This is a genomic window from Pedobacter sp. AK013 (assembly GCF_014205835.1).
Lineage (GTDB): Bacteria > Bacteroidota > Bacteroidia > Sphingobacteriales > Sphingobacteriaceae > Pedobacter.
Genome location: NZ_JACHCQ010000006.1, coordinates 1 through 16,627, shown reverse-complemented (window position 1 = coordinate 16,627; position 16,627 = coordinate 1). Strand labels below are relative to the sequence as shown.

General features: G+C 40.2%; 12 protein-coding genes. 2 read left to right on the top strand and 10 right to left on the bottom strand.

Going from position 1 to position 16,627, the window contains the following annotated elements:
* Window positions 1-20: 20 nt before the first annotated feature.
* On the top strand, window positions 21-926 hold the full coding sequence (locus tag HDC90_RS05790; RefSeq protein ID WP_370576571.1) for a LysR family transcriptional regulator: 906 nt from the start codon (window positions 21-23) through the stop codon (window positions 924-926).
* Window positions 927-1,060: 134 nt separating this feature from the next.
* Here HDC90_RS05790 and HDC90_RS05785 read toward each other — a convergent pair whose 3' ends face one another.
* Window positions 1,061-3,067 carry a urocanate hydratase gene (locus HDC90_RS05785; protein WP_184464794.1) on the bottom strand — a complete coding sequence of 669 codons (2,007 nt, stop codon included), beginning with the start codon at window positions 3,065-3,067 and terminating at the stop codon, window positions 1,061-1,063.
* Window positions 3,068-3,086: 19 nt separating this feature from the next.
* Entirely contained in the window at window positions 3,087-4,622 is a 1,536-nt protein-coding gene (hutH, locus tag HDC90_RS05780) for a histidine ammonia-lyase (protein WP_184464792.1), read from the bottom strand.
* Between the two features lie 76 nt (window positions 4,623-4,698).
* On the opposite strand from hutH, the gene HDC90_RS05775 reads away from it, so the two are divergent.
* Window positions 4,699-5,592: a LysR family transcriptional regulator gene (locus HDC90_RS05775; RefSeq protein ID WP_184464790.1), complete on the top strand. Its 894-nt coding sequence runs from the start codon at window positions 4,699-4,701 to the stop codon at window positions 5,590-5,592.
* Between the two features lie 32 nt (window positions 5,593-5,624).
* On the opposite strand, the gene HDC90_RS05770 is transcribed toward HDC90_RS05775, so the two are convergent.
* The 8 genes from HDC90_RS05770 to tssD (HDC90_RS05735) all read right to left on the bottom strand — a co-directional run bounded on the left by HDC90_RS05770 (window position 5,625) and on the right by tssD (HDC90_RS05735) (window position 16,618).
* Window positions 5,625-6,521, bottom strand: a complete 897-nt coding sequence (locus tag HDC90_RS05770) for a hypothetical protein (RefSeq protein ID WP_184464788.1) — start codon at window positions 6,519-6,521, stop codon at window positions 5,625-5,627.
* A gap of 13 nt (window positions 6,522-6,534) precedes the next feature.
* Window positions 6,535-11,166, bottom strand: a complete 4,632-nt coding sequence (locus HDC90_RS05765; RefSeq protein ID WP_184464786.1) for an RHS repeat-associated core domain-containing protein — start codon at window positions 11,164-11,166, stop codon at window positions 6,535-6,537.
* An 11-nt stretch (window positions 11,167-11,177) separates the two neighbouring features.
* A complete protein-coding gene (locus tag HDC90_RS05760) occupies window positions 11,178-12,461 on the bottom strand; it encodes a hypothetical protein (RefSeq protein WP_184464784.1) in 1,284 nt (427 codons plus the stop codon).
* Between the two features lie 18 nt (window positions 12,462-12,479).
* A complete protein-coding gene (locus HDC90_RS05755) occupies window positions 12,480-14,297 on the bottom strand; it encodes a type VI secretion system Vgr family protein (protein ID WP_184464782.1) in 1,818 nt (605 codons plus the stop codon).
* A gap of 21 nt (window positions 14,298-14,318) precedes the next feature.
* Window positions 14,319-15,167, bottom strand: a complete 849-nt coding sequence (locus HDC90_RS05750) for a hypothetical protein (RefSeq protein WP_184464780.1) — start codon at window positions 15,165-15,167, stop codon at window positions 14,319-14,321.
* Between the two features lies 1 nt (window position 15,168).
* Complete coding sequence (locus HDC90_RS05745; protein WP_184464778.1) at window positions 15,169-15,888, bottom strand: hypothetical protein; 720 nt, start codon at window positions 15,886-15,888, stop codon at window positions 15,169-15,171.
* An 88-nt stretch (window positions 15,889-15,976) separates the two neighbouring features.
* On the bottom strand, window positions 15,977-16,372 hold the full coding sequence (gene tssD, locus HDC90_RS05740; RefSeq protein WP_025141860.1) for a type VI secretion system tube protein TssD: 396 nt from the start codon (window positions 16,370-16,372) through the stop codon (window positions 15,977-15,979).
* A gap of 150 nt (window positions 16,373-16,522) precedes the next feature.
* Complete coding sequence (tssD, locus tag HDC90_RS05735; RefSeq protein WP_370576572.1) at window positions 16,523-16,618, bottom strand: type VI secretion system tube protein TssD; 96 nt, start codon at window positions 16,616-16,618, stop codon at window positions 16,523-16,525.
* Between the last annotated feature and the right edge of the window lie 9 nt (window positions 16,619-16,627).

Below are 16,627 nucleotides of genomic sequence, written 5' to 3'. Positions count from 1 at the left end.
TCAGAATTATAATACTATAAATGATGGTTAATTTAGAATGGTATAGAAGTTTTAAAGCAATTTATAAAACAGGGACCTTAACCGGTGCGGCAGAAAATCTGTTTATTTCGCAGCCTGGGGTGAGCTTGCATTTAAGTTCTTTAGAAAGTTATGTCGGTTACAAGTTGTTCGAGCGTACAGGAAGGAAGATGATTCCTACTGAAAAAGGAAAAGTATTGTATAATTTTATTGTGGAGCCGCTAACCAAACTCGAGGATGCCGAAAAACATTTTCAAAAAAGTACGGAGAAACATACACCAACCATTAGCGTAGGCATGTGTTTTGAAACTTTTCAGATTACACTCGAACAATATATTTCAACCTTACCTTTTAATGTAATTATCCGTTTTGGAGAATACCCTGAAATGCTCGATCAATTGGATAAAGGTATTTTAGACCTGATTATTACCCCGCAAAAAGGTAATTCTCCTAATGTAGAACATGAGGCCTTTTCTTCCGAAACCATCGTTTTAGTAGGTGGAATAGAAACGGATGGAGAAACTTTTGATTCGTTGGTTAAAGAGAACGATTTAGCCGGAATGGAAGCATGGCTAAAACAGCAGAAATGGTACGGAACCGCCGGCGATATGGAACACCTTTTACGTTTCTGGCAGCTTAACTTTGGCAAGCATGCAGATTTCCGTCCAAACTATATTGTACCTAACCTTAATTCGATTGTCCGTTGCTTATCTGGTGGAAAAGGCTTGGCTATTATACCCGATTTTCTTTGCAAAAAAGAAGTTGAAGAAGAAAAAGTAAAGGTAATTTGGGAAGGTACTTCAAAACTGACCAACACCTTATATTTTGGCTGTAGAAAAAATACACAGTATGCATCAGAAATTCACGTTATTAAAAACCTGTTTAAGGAAGTTATGGCCAGTATATAGTTGAGGTACTGAAGAAACACTTCTTCAGTTCTCCAAGACTACTCTTTAAAAATTGCTTCAACTCCGCTCATTGAGACAACAACAGGGAATACGCTGGGTCTTTCTTATTTTCTTTATGGTTAAATAAGAAAAATCTACCCTATCCCCAAGCCATCCAACAAATCATCATCAACCAGATTGGGTAACGTAATCTTCAAGGTATTGGTACGTGCCATTTCGCGTTCGATAGCAAAGCGGGCTTCTTTATTACGTGCCCAGCTTCTTCTGGCAATTCCATTGTTTACATCGTAAAAAAGCATATTTTGCAGTTTTTCGGCTGCCTGTTCGCTTCCATCCAACACCATTCCGAAACCGCCGTTTATAACTTCTCCCCAGCCAACTCCCCCGCCATTATGGATTGAAACCCATGTTGCGCCTCTAAAACTATCACCAATTACATTGTGGATAGCCATATCTGCAGTAAATCTGCTTCCATCATAAATATTGCTGGTTTCTCTAAAAGGAGAATCCGTTCCGCTTACATCGTGATGATCTCTACCCAGGATAACTGGGGCAGATAATTGGCCGGCATTAATCGCTTCGTTAAACCTCATCGCAATCTTTGCCCTACCTTCGGCATCCGCATATAAAATCCGTGCTTTTGAGCCTACCACAAGTTTATTTTCTTTTGCTGCACCGATCCAATTGATATTGTCCTGCAATTGTTGCTGTATTTCTTTCGGAGCAGTAAGCTTAATTTCTTCCATTACCGCTCTAGCCATTTGATCGGTTAAATCGAGATCCTTTTCGTTTCCTGAGGCACAAACCCACCTAAACGGACCAAAACCATAATCGAAACACAATGGCCCTAAAATATCCTCTACATAGGATGGGTATTTAAAATCTATCCCCCTTGCCGACATTACATCGGCACCTGCCCTACTGCACTCCAATAAAAAAGCATTTCCATAATCGAAAAAATAAGTTCCCTTGGCAGTATGTTTGTTAATGCTTGTTGCTTGCCTTTTTAATGAATTCTGAACATACTCTTTAAACTGACCAGGTGCATTGGCCATCATTTCATTCGCTTCAGCAAAACTTAAACCAACAGGATAATAACCACCTGCGTATGGATTATGCAGTGAAGTTTGATCAGAACCAATGGCAACTTCAATATCTTCCTGATCAAATCGCTCCCAAACATCAACAACATTACCAATATATGCCAGGGATACCGTTTCCTTCCCTTTTTGGGCAAGTAGCACACGGTTAACCAGTTCATCTAAGTTATCGATCAGCTCGTCTACCCAACCCTGTTGATGCCTTTTGGTTGCGGCCTGGGAATTTACCTCTGCACACACGGTAATACAACCTACAATATTGCCCGCCTTAGTTTGTGCACCACTCATGCCACCTAAACCCGCGGTAAGGAATATTTTCCCTGCCGTATCTGGCCCATAAAAACCTTTTTTACGGAAAGCATTCATTAAGGTAATGGCAGTGCCATGAACAATGCCCTGAGGCCCTATGTACATGTACGAACCTGCCGTCATCTGGCCGTATTGGGTTACACCTAAAGCGTTAAACTTTTCAAGATCTTCAGGTGAAGAATAATTCGGCACCATCATCCCATTGGTTACCACTACCCGAGGCGCAGCGATACTTGATGGAAATAATCCCTGTGGATGCCCGCTATAAATATTCAGCGTTTGCTGATCGGTCATCGTGGCAAGATATTGCATGGTTAAAAGATATTGCGCCCAATTTTGGAATACGCTTCCGTTTCCGCCATAAGTAATAAGCTCTTCAGGGTGCTGTGCAATTGCCGGATCTAGATTATTTTGAATCATGAGCATAATTGCCGCAGCATGGATAGTACGGCATGGATATGCAATTATATCTCTCGCATAAATGGTATAATCGGGCATAAAACGGTACATATAAATGTGTCCGTAATTTTCCAATTCAGCTAAAAATTCTTGTGCAAGCTCTTGGTGCCAAGTTTTTGGGAAATAACGTAAAGCATTTTTAATGCTTAGCTTTTTTTCAGCTGTGGTTAACACATTCTTCCTTACCGGTGCGTGGCTTAATGCGGTATTCCTGTTTTTTTTTGCCGGTAATGTTGAAGGAATACCGGCCAATATCTGTGCTTTAAAATCCATGTTTTGTAATTTTAAATGCTTAATTTAATGTTGATTCGGCCTTGCTTGCAACGGCAACAATTTTACCTTGTTGTACCATTTGAATGGCATTTTCCATCTTATCGTACATAATCTGATCTTCTTCGAAATGATCAATTTCAGTACGTACAAAATCGTGTACCGCAGCCAGTATTTTGCCTGGTTTTAATGGATGATGATAATCAATAGCTTGTGCAGCACAGAACAGTTCAATTCCCAGGATTTTCTCTACATTTTCGATTACCTGCAGGGCTTTACGTCCACTGATCGACCCCATGCTCACATGATCCTCCTGACCTAAAGAAGTGGGAATACTATCGGCACTGGCCGGGAAACAAAGTCCCTTATTTTCGCTGGCCAAGGCCGCCGAGGTATATTGAACGATCATAAAACCAGAATTTAATCCGGTTTCTTGCATCAGGAGTTTAGGCACACCTGTCGTATTTCCTTCTAAGGAAAGATAAATCCGGCGGTCGCTGATGTTTCCGATTTCTGATGCCGCTAAACAGGCATAATCAAGCGGTAAGGCCAATGGCTGGCCATGAAAATTACCCCCGCTGATCGTTAAGTCGTCATTAAATATGACTGGGTTATCGGTTACAGAATTGAGTTCGATTTCTAAAGTTTCTTTTAAGTGCATCCATGCCGTTCTGGAAGCGCCATGTACCTGCGGAATACATCTTAACGAATATGGATCCTGTACTTTGGCACAATCGGCATGCGATTTCATAATTTCTGAACCCTGTAACAGTTTACGTATCTGTTCTGCCACCGCTATATTTGCCGGATAAGGCCTAAGCTGGTGAAGTTGTGTATGAAAAGGCTTTTCAGAACCTTGTAGTCCTTCAATCATCATTGCCGAAATAATATCAGCCGAAGCCAGTACATTTTCTAATCGCTGTACCACTTTAACGGCATGTGCCGCGATAAACTGGGTGCCGTTAATTAGCGCCAGGCCTTCTTTTGGCCCCAATTGCAGTGGACTCATCTGATATTCTTGTAAGAGCTGCGCGGTGGCAATAATTTCGCCTTTGTAGTGAACCTTCCCTAAACCAATTAAAGGCAAAAAAAGATGAGATAAAGGGGCAAGATCGCCAGAGGCGCCAACAGACCCCTGTTTGGGCACTACTGGTGTAGCACCGATCTCTAAAAACCAGATCATTCGATCGAGTGTTTCGATTTTAATACCTGAGTATCCCTGAGCTAAAGCCTGTAGTTTTAATACCAACATCAGTTTTGATATTTCACTATCTATTGGTTCACCTACACCAACTGCATGGCTTCTCAGAATATTTTCTTGTAATTTACGGGTATCAACCGCAGAAATCATGGAGGTGCACAGTGGTCCGAAACCCGTATTGATACCGTAAACGGCTTTACCCGAAACCGCTATCCGCTCAACTACCTTACTACTTTCCAATACTTTCTCGCGGGTACGCAGACTCAATACTCCCTTTATTTGGCCGTTGCTGATAGCTAGCGCTAATTTAGCGGTTAAATGATCTGTTCCGTAATTAAAAATCTGTTGCTCACTCATATCAAAAAGGTTTTAAACAAAAATAAGCCCTATATTTGATACCTATAAATACTAATTACATCATCATGTAATAACCATGGGTTATCAGATAGAGCTTAGGCACTTAAAATATTTTCAGGTTTTGGCAGAGGAACTGAAGTTTAGAAAGGCTGCCGACCGCCTGTTTATTTCGCAACCGGGACTAAGCCGGCAGATTAAACAGATGGAAGAAATTTTTAATGCTCCATTATTCGATCGTAATAAGAAAAAGGTAACGCTTACCGAAGCAGGCGTTTACCTGAAAGAAGAGGTTGATTTTTTGTTCGGACATATTGAAAACATTAAAAAGCAGATCAGCAATATTAACGAGGGCAAACAAGGCGAACTCCGCATTGGCTTTTTAGGCTCTGCGGCTCAAAAAATTGTACCCGAAGTTATATTTAAGCTGAACAAAGATTTTCCTGAAATTAGAACCAATTTGGATGAAATGCCTAATAAACTACAAATCGAGTTATTAGAAAAAGATATGCTCGACGTAGGCTTTGTGAGAATTCAGCAGTTTAAACCTGGTATTTCTAAACACATGATCCATCAGGATACCTTTTCGCTAGTATTGCCTAAAAGTAACCCGATGGAAAAAGCAAGTTTTGAAGCGGTAAAAAAGCTCGGTGATGAGCCTTTCATTTTTTTCTCGAGTGATGACAGCCCTTTCTATTACGACCTGATGATGAGTATCTGTGAAGATCATGGTTTTAAACCCAAAACATACCACAAATCAGTCAATGCGCTCACCATTTACAAACTGGTAGAAGAAGGTTTGGGTATTGCAATTGTGCCCACCGCCCTGCAATATGGCTATCAGGAAAATGTGAAGTTTGTAGAGCTTACCCATATTCCGCAAAGAACGGAACTGTATATGATCTGGAAAGAATCTAACCGAAACCCGGCATTAAAGAACGTGATTAAATTATTGCTAAAGGATAAGGTTTAGCTTACGCTCTTTAGCAACTTTTAACATCATTTCTATTTTTCCAAAATCCGTTTTTCCAGTTTTTGGGTCGTTTCATCCAATGGAATAGGAAGTGTCTGTGCTATAAAAGGCAGAAAATCTTTTAATAAAGGATGTGTAATAAAATCAATCGGCAAACCCTGTTGTGAACGCAATTGCAGGAGCGTTATAATTTCTATTGGGAAGTACTGCCAGTGTTCGCGATTAAATGCTAATGTTAAATCATCTTTACTATTGGCCATGTGAAATTTGCACATACCATTTATCCATTCGTTTATAGAATCAGTATTAGTGGTATATAGCTCACTAACAGCCATTTTATAATCTGTAATGGGAGGTTTACAATAGCTCAGAATTTTAGAAGAAATATCAGCATGCCCTAATTGCCCTAATAAACAAGAGGTTAAGTACAATGTGCTACTATAACCAAATTCCAAATTGTCCGGGTAAATTTTAAATCGTTCTTCAGTAGCAATTAGAAAATCAAGAAGATGCTTTGCCAAATATTTAGCTTTTTCAGGAAAATAAGCTATAGTTACTAACGTTGCTAAAGCTAAATCTGTATGTAACATCCCACTAATAAACGTATTCTGGTGAGATGCTTTAATCAGGAGCAATGAATTTTGATAATATGCAGTAATCAAACTTATATAATTCGATTTATCGGCCACTTGAGCAAATTTCACAATAGATTCAGGAATGGTAAAACCATGAACCTTTTTCTCTATAACAGAAAGGGAGTCAAACATAATTTCCTCCTCCTCTCCAAATACAATTAACTTCTTTTTAAACTCGATAGTTCCTTTTTGTATATAGTCAAGAAAAAAATCATTAATAAATTCTTCTTCATCAAACGATATATCTAACACATACTCAAAATGCTTAATCAACTTTTTTTTATTATCTATCATTTTTCTTTTCTTCTTAGTGACATGAACTCTTAGCTTTTTGTACTCTGGACACCTCATCCCAATCAGACACTAAAGCACTTTTTACTTTAAATCTTCCTTTTGGACCACGACCAACAAAAACATCTACCACTCTTCTATCCCCAATATTAGCTAATATCCTATCAGACTCAGCCCGGCTTAGACCAAATTTTTTGATATCTGATTTTTTTAAAATATCATCTATAAATGCTCTTGAATTTAATTGCCTGTCAGACAAATTACCTACATTTCCTGAAATGTTAGTTTTTACTTCAAAAATATCAAATTTTCCATCATGGCGCATACCCACCACATCAATACCGTGGCCAGAGGCATTTTGAACCTGGAATACACGGGAATATTTGTTCGAATTTTGCAAAGCTTCTTTCACCCATTTTTCGCCGTAATCACCCAATGCCTGCTGAAAGGTCTTTAAGCCAAATACATCTACTTCATCATTACTATTAAATACATAACCATAAATTGAAGGATTACCGCCCCACAAACCAATCGGATCCTGAGAAATGTAATTTCCCTGCTCCGGATCATAATACCTAAACCTATTATAATACAAGCCCGTTTCTACATCCTCATACTGCCCCTGATATCTGAACGGTACAAACTCCCGGTTACCACTCAGTTTACGGATTTTCCCGTAAATATCGAGTTCGCAATCCCATACTTTTTTCCCCTTATCATCATAAGCCTGTACAGGAGTACCCATATAATCGCTGATAATAGAATAATACTGCCCGTTAACGATTTTGGCACTTGGCGTAAATTTAACCTGATCGTACACCCAGGTAATCAGATCGTTGCTAACTGGTTCCGTTTTATCGTAACTAAGCAATCCATCTTCATTAACCACCAGGTTTGGCCGTTCGCTTAAAGGGTAATGCCATTCGTGGAGCAATAAATTCCCATCCCATACATAACGATATACCGTTTTTTCAACAATTTTAGCTTTCCTTCTGCCTAAGGCATCGTATTCGAAACTGATGACTTTGCCATGTGGATTTTTAACAGCCTTCATCATTCCATTAGTGGCCCAGGCATAAGCCCAGTCGCCTTCTTTCCATTCTGGCAAATCGGGTTCAGAATCTGCTAAGATATCCAACGCTTCAGCTTCGGGAAGGTCGGGGTTGGCCATTCCCCAATTTAATTTTTTATCAAATAAACCATTATCTTCTGGTTTAGCAGCTTCTTGCTTTTTCAGGCCAATAATGTTACGCTTGCTTTTTTGTACGAGGTTGCCTTTTGCATCGTAACGATAATACCATTGATCATCTTTAAGCAACTTGCCACCTTTATCGTATCGCCTGTCGCTCCGGTCGGCGGTTTTATATAAACTCCCTACTTCATCTGGATTTTTATAGATCACCTTACCATCATCAGTATAACTTGCTGATGACAGGCTGCCGAAAGTATCATACCTGTAATTGATACTTCCACCAGTAATGCTGTTTAAACAGCTGTTGAGTTTATCGTTTGGTCCCCAGCCATACTGTTTAAAAGCGGTGATGGAACGATTGGCTTCAACCTTTTGACTAACGGGATGACCTTCGTGATCATAATCGAATGTAGCCCTAATCCCTCCGCTTAAACTGCGGCTGGTTTCCTGTCCGTTTTTATTGCGACCAATACTTGCCGCCCACTGGGCTGATCCGCCACTCTTAGCCGCAATACCATTCAGATAACCAATGTCGTCATAATCATATTTAATATCGGCTCCTAATGAGCTTTTTAAACTGGTCAGGTTGCCAAAAACATCGTATTGATAATTGATCTGGTAGCCATCCTGTATTTCCTGGGTAACCATACCCAGTGGGTTCCGTTTAAAATTAACCGAAGAAAGTTCGTTCTCTGCAGCAATAAGCAAACCTAGTTTATTATATTGAAAGGCCTCGTAAGTACCATCTTCATAGCTACTATATACCAATCGGCCACTCAGGTCATAATTATGGTAAATGGCCTTACCATCGGCCTGTATGGTTTTAATAATCTGTCCGTCTTGGTTACGGATATATTGTTGCGCTTGCCCATCAAAGCCGATTTCTTTCACCACATTATCATTCGCATCCCTTAAAAAGATATATTCTTCGCCTTTTTCGTTGGTAATGGCTTTTAAGTTTTCCCACTGATCATAGGTAAAATGAAGTGTCTGAATATTTTGATGGGATAAATGGCCACTTCTTTTTTGCGTTTTTAGGCTACCCATGGGGGTATAGGCCATGTGCCACTCCTCTCGGCCATCAGTAGCGTAAACTGGAAGATCGTAGGCATCGTATTCGAAACGTAAGGCTTCCTCTCCAAAATCTTTTACCAGCGTTACGCGGCCCATATCATCACGTTCCCAAATGGTGGTTTGATCACCATCCGGACTAAAACGGATCAACCGGCCATAATCATCATAAACCCAGTTGCGGTGGTTACCATCACTCGAAACCGACTCGATCAATTGGTTTAGCGCGTTGTAAGTCCAATGGATTTCATGTCCATCATTATCGCGGCAAAATACCGGTAATTGCTGCCCTTCGGTATAATAAAAATCGATTATACGATCGTCTTTTTGAACATGTTTAAGCAATTGGTTCTGTTCATTGTACAACCAGGTTTCATTTGATCCAGCAGGATCGCTACGCAGAATCAGGTTATTGTTTTCATCGTATGCATATTGATACTGCTCACCATCTGTGGTATGGTATGTAACAATGTTTCCACGATCGTCGTATTCATAGCCGATAACCCTACCCTCAGGACTGGAAATCATTTTTTCTTCGTTGTAACGGTTGTGCTCAAACCAGGTTTCGCCGCCCATGCCGTCAACCTTTTTGTAAACCAGATCGTTTTCATCATAGTAATAACGCTCTACTTTACCATCGCGATAGTATACTTCATTATACCCTTCCTCAGAAAAATAACGTAACGATCCGCTCATCACGCCATCTCTACCTTCGGTATGGGTTACCCGGCCCTCTTCATCATACCGCCAGAAATAAACCATTCCGTTCCGGTTGGTTCTTTTTACCACGCGGTTAAACTCATCGTATTCAAAGCTGATGGCTTTACCAGCTTGATCATACACTTTGATGATATTGCCACGCTGGTCGTAATCGTAGCTCACCAACAGGTCGCTGGTATTTTTATATTGATAGTAAACTGCTTTAATCGCCGTACCAGCCTCGTTATGGTGCATTTCGAGTACACGACCTGAGTTTTCTACAATCCTTGTTAAAAGCTGTTTTTGATAATAAAATATGAGGCTGGTACCGTTTGTATACCCGATCTGGTTTATACGATAGATATCGCCATCCGGCCCACCGCTAAAAAGTGTATAAGTATAAATATCCCGACCGATGGTAAGTATCCAGGTATTTTCGTCAGGTCTTTCCATCCAGAGTTTCTGGGCACGGTCGTACCGTTTACCTGAATATGCTTCAATATAAGGCAGAGGCATCACCATATTTTCGGTAGGGTGGCTAAAACCTACAATTCCAGCTTCAGGATCAGGGTAAATATAAAGGTCGTAATTATTGTATACCTGATTGCCCAACATGCCCGTATATGGCTTATCGCTACGCCATACATTATTCCAGGCCAGTGTTTGGCCACCAGGAAGTTCAAAATCGGTCCATTCGAAAAACATAGCCCCGGTAACAAAATTAACCGGTTCTAAACCCCAATGGCAAAGTTTTTTTGATAATGGGTTTGTCTTACCCAACATTCGCTGGAGTAGTTTATTTACACCTTTTAAGGCCCCTTTTGCTAGAGCTCCTCCCAATTTGGTCAGTCCCCTCATAATACCAATGGCTGCAAAACGCATTAAATATTCTTTCAGCGTATAATTATGTGGTGCAAATGTACCGCCAACCAACACAGGTTTACCGGTATTAATTTGTACGTACATGCTTAGTAAATCGCTATAAAAGGCGAAATAGGCCAATGGATTTTTCTTAAGTTTTCCTGGTACAGTTGGCAGTGGTTTTAAACCCATTGGTGGGCACCAGCAGGTAAGTACCTGCCCTGGATTAGATCCACTCATTTCGGATCCCTGCCCTTTCACTGTAGTAGAGCCCCAATACACCTCTCCTTCATGTGGTGAGCCGGGTATATTTACAATAAAATATACTGGAAGAGAACTGATATGTCTAAAAGGCAACAAAACACCCATTACCGTCGTGGTTGTGGTAGCTTTATGCCTGCCATGAACATAAATGGATCCTCCCATGGGAATACTGGCCGCGCCGATTAAACCTTGTGCAAATTTTGGAATGGGAATGCTAAAATGCAGGTAATCCATCGGATCGAACACCATACCAATAAACGGATGGGGTAAAGGCAAGGGAATAAAGCCGAAAGATGGCGGGATGGGAATAGTTGTCCAGTGAAAATCGATCGCCAATACCACATCAAAGTGTTTGCTTACATGCTGTACTGCTGTATTAGCCATTGCAGGCTTTTTGGCCTTTACAAGCTTTAAGCTGCTTTTTGCCGCAGGAGGGTTACTCCCCGTGGCGACACTTCCGCCACCACTAACTGCTTTTGGTTCGGCTTTGGTTAAGCTTGCAGACAAGCTGATCGACCTATCGGTAGACATATTCGGTTTACTCGCTTTTACTTTTTTCATCCGTATATTTTTTACGATAAAGGATTGGCGTGGTTTTTTGGTACTTCTGCCATCGACTTCCAGTCTTCTCCATAATCCTGCTGCATATCCCTATCTAGTTTTTTACCCTCTGGACTTTCTTCTCCATATTTTTTTAACATGATCGATGCGGTATAAGCCATCGAACTTTGTCGCCGTTTTTCAATCGGCATTTTCCGGGCAATTTCTAAACACTTCAAATAATAACCCATTGCTTTTGCCGAACCTGTTATTTTACTTTCAGAAAGCTGTCCGAGCAATCGGGTACATTCCATTGCTATAAAATCATTCTCTATAATTTCTGCTATTTTAATTGCCTTTTCAAAATACTTTTTAGCCTCATCTTTACCCGAATGTGCCAGTAAGAAACTCCCAAAGCTCATGTGGATGTGTGCACTTAACAGCGTGTTTTCTCCGGCACGGGCCAAAGCCAGTTCGTATTGTTGGCGTGCTTCGTTTTTTTTGTTTTTTACCGCTAAACTCTGTGCCAGCATAATCCTAGCGGCCACTACTGCTTCGTGCAGCCCTTGTTTTTGAGCGATAACAATTGCCCGTTCCAGAACCGCATTGGCCTGCTCGTGTTTGCCTTTGCTCAAATAATTACTGGCAGTTAGTATCTGCTGCTGGTAATCGGCTTCAGGATCATTCTTCTCTCGGTTAGTGTGTGCCGCGGCATTCTGCATCAACTGGCTAACATCAATATTGATCCTAAATTCGGTTCCCTGTTTTAATTTTTTTAAAGTACGGTGTATATGGTGCTCGGTATAAACCAGTTTAATATTAGGGTTATCAAATGCTTTAACACAGCTACACCATTCATTAATCCATTCAGATAGCCCAGCTACATCGTTAATGGAAGTTGGTGCCAGTTGAACATATATCTTCTTTAATTTTAAATCGGGGTAGAGGTTGCACAACCGTACTAAAGCCCTAACAGGGAAATAAGCATCGGTTTTATAATTTTTATGCCCTTCGCCCGTTTCAACATCCCAAACAACACCAGCCTTTGTATCTTTCTGCCATAAGTCAAAAATCTCTTTCCATTCTTTAACCAAATTTTTACCGTAATCATTTTTGTTCTGGAATTCCTGATAATGGAGCAGGAACATATCATTGGTTCTGCTTTCTTCTGTTAATTGGTATTTAAAATATGATTCGAATAAGTTTACCTCATGCCGCTCTCCAAGGCATAAAAACAGGGTTTCTGATGGATGTTGCCTTACTACTTGTTGCCATTGTTTATCTATTTTAAACAGTTCCAGTTGTATCGGATTCATTGAACTTTAGGATCGAAATTAGTTTAGATTAATCTTTCCACTGCTGATATTTGTCTCGCTTTCGCCTCCCACATTAATCTTTTTAGAAGCCAGATTGGCCTCTGTTTCACCACTCATAGAAAGCGTTTTAGTGCCAATATCCAGGGTTTGTGATTCTATCCCAATACCAGAGGTTGGTGTTCCATCTTCTGGCCCCACACCTATGCCAATACTGGTTGTAGCAGAATTTCCGATGTTTTCTCCAAGTGTTAAAATATCCTTCCCTTTAATGATGATCTTTCCTGTTTTATCCATAAAAATGCTGCTCTCCCCACATTTAATCAGGATCGATTCTTTGGTTTCGAAAACGGCTTTACCAGCCCCATCAAGCTCGATAAAATTGCTGTCTTTATCTTTCATAACCATACCAGCACCATCATCCATGGTTAGGGTATGCCCACTTTTAGAAGTTAAACTTTTGCTGTTATTGCTGGCACTGCCGCCACTGCCACTTTTACCATGAAATACCGAGCCCAATACAATTGGCCTGGCAATATTGCCTTCTTCGAAAGTTAAAGCCACTTGATCTCCGATTTCGGGGATAAATACAAAACCCCTGTTTTTGCTCACTTTATCACTGCTTCCGGCATCTGGCGTAATTACCCGCAGCCACTCCGTTACATCATTGGTTTTACATTCCCATTTAAATTTCACTTTGATCCGGCCCTGTCCCTGCGGATCTGCATTGTCTATTACATCTGCCAATTGCATATCCGGGCTTGGTTTACTGTAGTTTTTTACCAAAAGGCGCTCTGTTGTAGCGACCACTCCTTCAAAAGTGTTATAATATTTACCTGTACCATCTATATCATGATTGATACTGGTAATTAGAAACTTACCCATGCTTTCTGTAGAGAACGATAGCTCTTTTCTCACACTCATCGTAATTTCGGCAATACTGCCAATACTCAAAGCAGCGTTGTCTCCACTTGCATTTACCTTCAATAAATTGCTGATATGTGCCTTTTCTTCATTCTGAACATGGTTTTTAATATCATTGCTATTGTCTACCCGGATAAGAGATGGTTGATTGAAAGTTTTGCTATATGTCGCGTTAGAAACTTGTATGGCGTGTGCCAGATCAGGCGATCCATTGCTCTGCCCGCTACTTTCGCTCTGTAACATCTCATCCTGTTTTGGGTTATAGGCAAAACGTTTATTCTTGATCGGCGCAATTTCCATGGCATATTGTAGATTCTGCACATCGCGACCGTAAATCAGGGCAACTTCTTTCTGGTCATCCGGTTTCCCAAAATTAAGTTGTTTACCATCATAGTAAAACCACTCATGGTATTCGCCTGAAAGTCTGTTCAGAAAATCAAAATCACTTTCCCGGTATTGGATCAAATAATCAATAGGCTCTTTTCTGGTGGCGTTGGCCACAATTTTAATATCGTTTGAAGGTACATCTGAGGTAGCAAGATTTACAATTGTATTCAAATCCTTATCGAGATAAGAACCTAAATCAGGACCGCGATCGATCAGAATAGTTGGGCTATAACCACTTACAATCAACACGCCATGATACCCATGGCTTTGCGCGAGTTCTACTTTAGTTACCAGGCCAGCAAAGCCCTGCAAGCTACCAGTATCGTAGCCAAATGACGCGGTTAAGGTTTTACCTACAAAATCACGACTATCATTTAGGCTGATCATCCCCGGCGAACCTATTTGATCGTGGTTAAACCGCAGCTCGAAATAATGATGTGCATTAAAAGCCTGCTTTAAACTAAATGAGGCAAAGTGGGTAATTGCCTTATTTTCTATGTTAATTTCGGTGATTAATTTCTTTTCCATGCGGATTAAATAATAGTTGTACTACTTGAACATTCCATCCCGAAATGTTAAAACGTTTCTTTTTCCACTGAAAACAGATCCGTTTTTGGTTTCGTTAACCTCTGGATAACTAATGGTTTTATCCTGAGGATTATAAATCATTGCTAGTTGCGCCCTAAGTTTTTCCTTACTTTGCCCTTCCTTGAGATCTGCAGAAGCAAATAATTGGGTTTTAAGCGTTTTTTCCAATTTAAACAGCGGTTTATTAATACTGAATTTTGAATGATCGATTACTAAAGTATGGCTAACCCCGTAAGGTTCGGTCCCGCTCATTTGCCCATAACCTGTAAGTAAATACGTTTTCTGGGGTGATGTATTTAAGTTATATATGTGTCCAAAAAAAGGTGTAGGACTACCTTCGTCATCTTTATCCTCATAAAGCTGATTAAATGAAGCTGCGGTTACGATATTATTTTCATCTTGGTATTGAATAATGTTCTGCACATGCCACATCGTTCCGGAATAGGGAGAAAGCCAGTAAAATACCCTAAGTTTATGGTCATCAGCATTTAAAACATTAATCTCATATTTCTTAAGATTGGCAAAGTCTGTCTTAAAAGTCTTTGGTTGTTTTAACGAGTCAACAAATGCTTTTATAAATGCTTCTTCCGCCTCCGCCTCGGTTTTCCCATCATTTAGGTAACTTTCTCTAGAGGCTACCATATTAGCAGCCAGTTTCTCGAGTGAACCTACCTCAACAGAAATAGCATCTACTTTCTCCTCCACAGTATCGGTATTGCTGGTTTTATCCGGTTGCCGCTCATCATGCTTTGCCCCGCAAGAAAAAAGCAAGAATATTACAGAAAAATACAGTATGCCACTTGTTTTCATATTACTGCCTGGGAATATTGATTAAACCCCTGTTTTCCATCACCTTCAAAATAACGGCCGTTCCAATTTGCTTATTTACATAATCGAGACTAAAAAAATGATCTCGAGGAAAGCCACCCTTAGTATAAAGATTAGAACTGCCCCACAGGTAAGGCGAGTTAATATTATTATTCTGATAGGCCTTGGCTATACCGTTATATTGCTCCAAACGCAGCAAAACTTTTGGCAAAGACCAAACTGTTTCTTTATCAAGGCCGCGTATTTTTAAGGCATCAACGGCACTTTCTTCAAAAGTAAATGGTGGTCCGTGATTAATTTTTGGCCTGTTGGCTGGATGTTGCCTGGTAAAACCACTAAGCGGATCGCCATTATGCAGGTGCTTGGTAAAATCAGCATTACTTTCCCTATAATGTACACAGGCAATAAAATACCAGGGAATGCCTGTATTTTCGGAAAAAACACTATGATCTAAAAATGATCTGCTAAAAAAGCTATTGCCAATTTTAGGATTCCGCTTAAGGAATAAATCATCCGGTTCGGTTACAAAACAGGTATTGCGATAGGTATATTCTTTTAAGTTGAGTAATTTATTCCTTACAGACTGATATCTTGATTTATTGCTTATGATTTTATCATCAATAATTCGATTAATCTCAACCGATTTCATCGGAGATACTATACAGGAATTAAACAGCTTAATGTATTCTAAATCAGTAGCCATAACTAGCGCCTTATATCACACCTCTAAAGCCAAAAACCGTTACCAGCTCTAGCCTTTTGGCCCGTAACTGGTAACGGTTTTAATGAAATTAAGCTTTAGGCCAATCGTTTTCGTGTTCTGCGTTGCCCAGCTTTAGCTTACGGGCAGATACCACAAAACTTAATGTCATTGGGGTATTGTCGTTTACCGCAATACCTTCGTTATACTGGATGATGTAGCCATCTTCGAAAGAAAGTTCCTTCATTTTCGCATCTTCTTCCCCTTTTTTGAAAACCAATGTTCCCGAGAGTGGCTTGTACTGGTTGTTAACCATTGATTCGATTACAGAAGTATCTTCCGTTGATTCGATTTCGATGTGGATGGTACCTCCATAAACACCTGATGATGGACGGCCTTTTGCGTCAACATCTCTATTTAATGAAAAGCTGCACTGTAGTACATCAAATTCTTTTGATCCTAAGTTTAAACGGGTTTTGAATGCCATTGTAGTAAAGTTTTAATGTTTTTGAAAAATGAAATGAGTTTAGAGCTGAGCGTAGGGCGGTTGGTGCTTCACTTACCTAAACACTAAACCCTCTTCACTAAACTGTTTAGAGGTAGTGGTTAGCGTTCACCTTACGCCTTCAACCTCTCTTTAGGCTTTCGGCCAGTCGTTAAGGTGCTCGGCATTGCCTAATTTAAGCTTTCTTGCTGAAATCTGGAACTTAAGCGTCATCGGGTGGTCGCCCACAATGTTGAT

What these genes read in the sequence shown, in the direction of transcription:
- HDC90_RS05790 (WP_370576571.1), top strand. Translation starts at nt 21, where the DNA reads ATGATGGTTAATTTAGAATGGTATAGAAGTTTTAAAGCAATTTATAAA.
- HDC90_RS05785 (WP_184464794.1), bottom strand. Translation starts at nt 3,067, where the DNA reads ATGGATTTTAAAGCACAGATATTGGCCGGTATTCCTTCAACATTACCG.
- hutH (WP_184464792.1), bottom strand. Translation starts at nt 4,622, where the DNA reads ATGAGTGAGCAACAGATTTTTAATTACGGAACAGATCATTTAACCGCT.
- HDC90_RS05775 (WP_184464790.1), top strand. Translation starts at nt 4,699, where the DNA reads ATGGGTTATCAGATAGAGCTTAGGCACTTAAAATATTTTCAGGTTTTG.
- HDC90_RS05770 (WP_184464788.1), bottom strand. Translation starts at nt 6,521, where the DNA reads ATGATAGATAATAAAAAAAAGTTGATTAAGCATTTTGAGTATGTGTTA.
- HDC90_RS05765 (WP_184464786.1), bottom strand. Translation starts at nt 11,166, where the DNA reads ATGAAAAAAGTAAAAGCGAGTAAACCGAATATGTCTACCGATAGGTCG.
- HDC90_RS05760 (WP_184464784.1), bottom strand. Translation starts at nt 12,461, where the DNA reads ATGAATCCGATACAACTGGAACTGTTTAAAATAGATAAACAATGGCAA.
- HDC90_RS05755 (WP_184464782.1), bottom strand. Translation starts at nt 14,297, where the DNA reads ATGGAAAAGAAATTAATCACCGAAATTAACATAGAAAATAAGGCAATT.
- HDC90_RS05750 (WP_184464780.1), bottom strand. Translation starts at nt 15,167, where the DNA reads ATGAAAACAAGTGGCATACTGTATTTTTCTGTAATATTCTTGCTTTTT.
- HDC90_RS05745 (WP_184464778.1), bottom strand. Translation starts at nt 15,888, where the DNA reads ATGGCTACTGATTTAGAATACATTAAGCTGTTTAATTCCTGTATAGTA.
- tssD (WP_025141860.1), bottom strand. Translation starts at nt 16,372, where the DNA reads ATGGCATTCAAAACCCGTTTAAACTTAGGATCAAAAGAATTTGATGTA.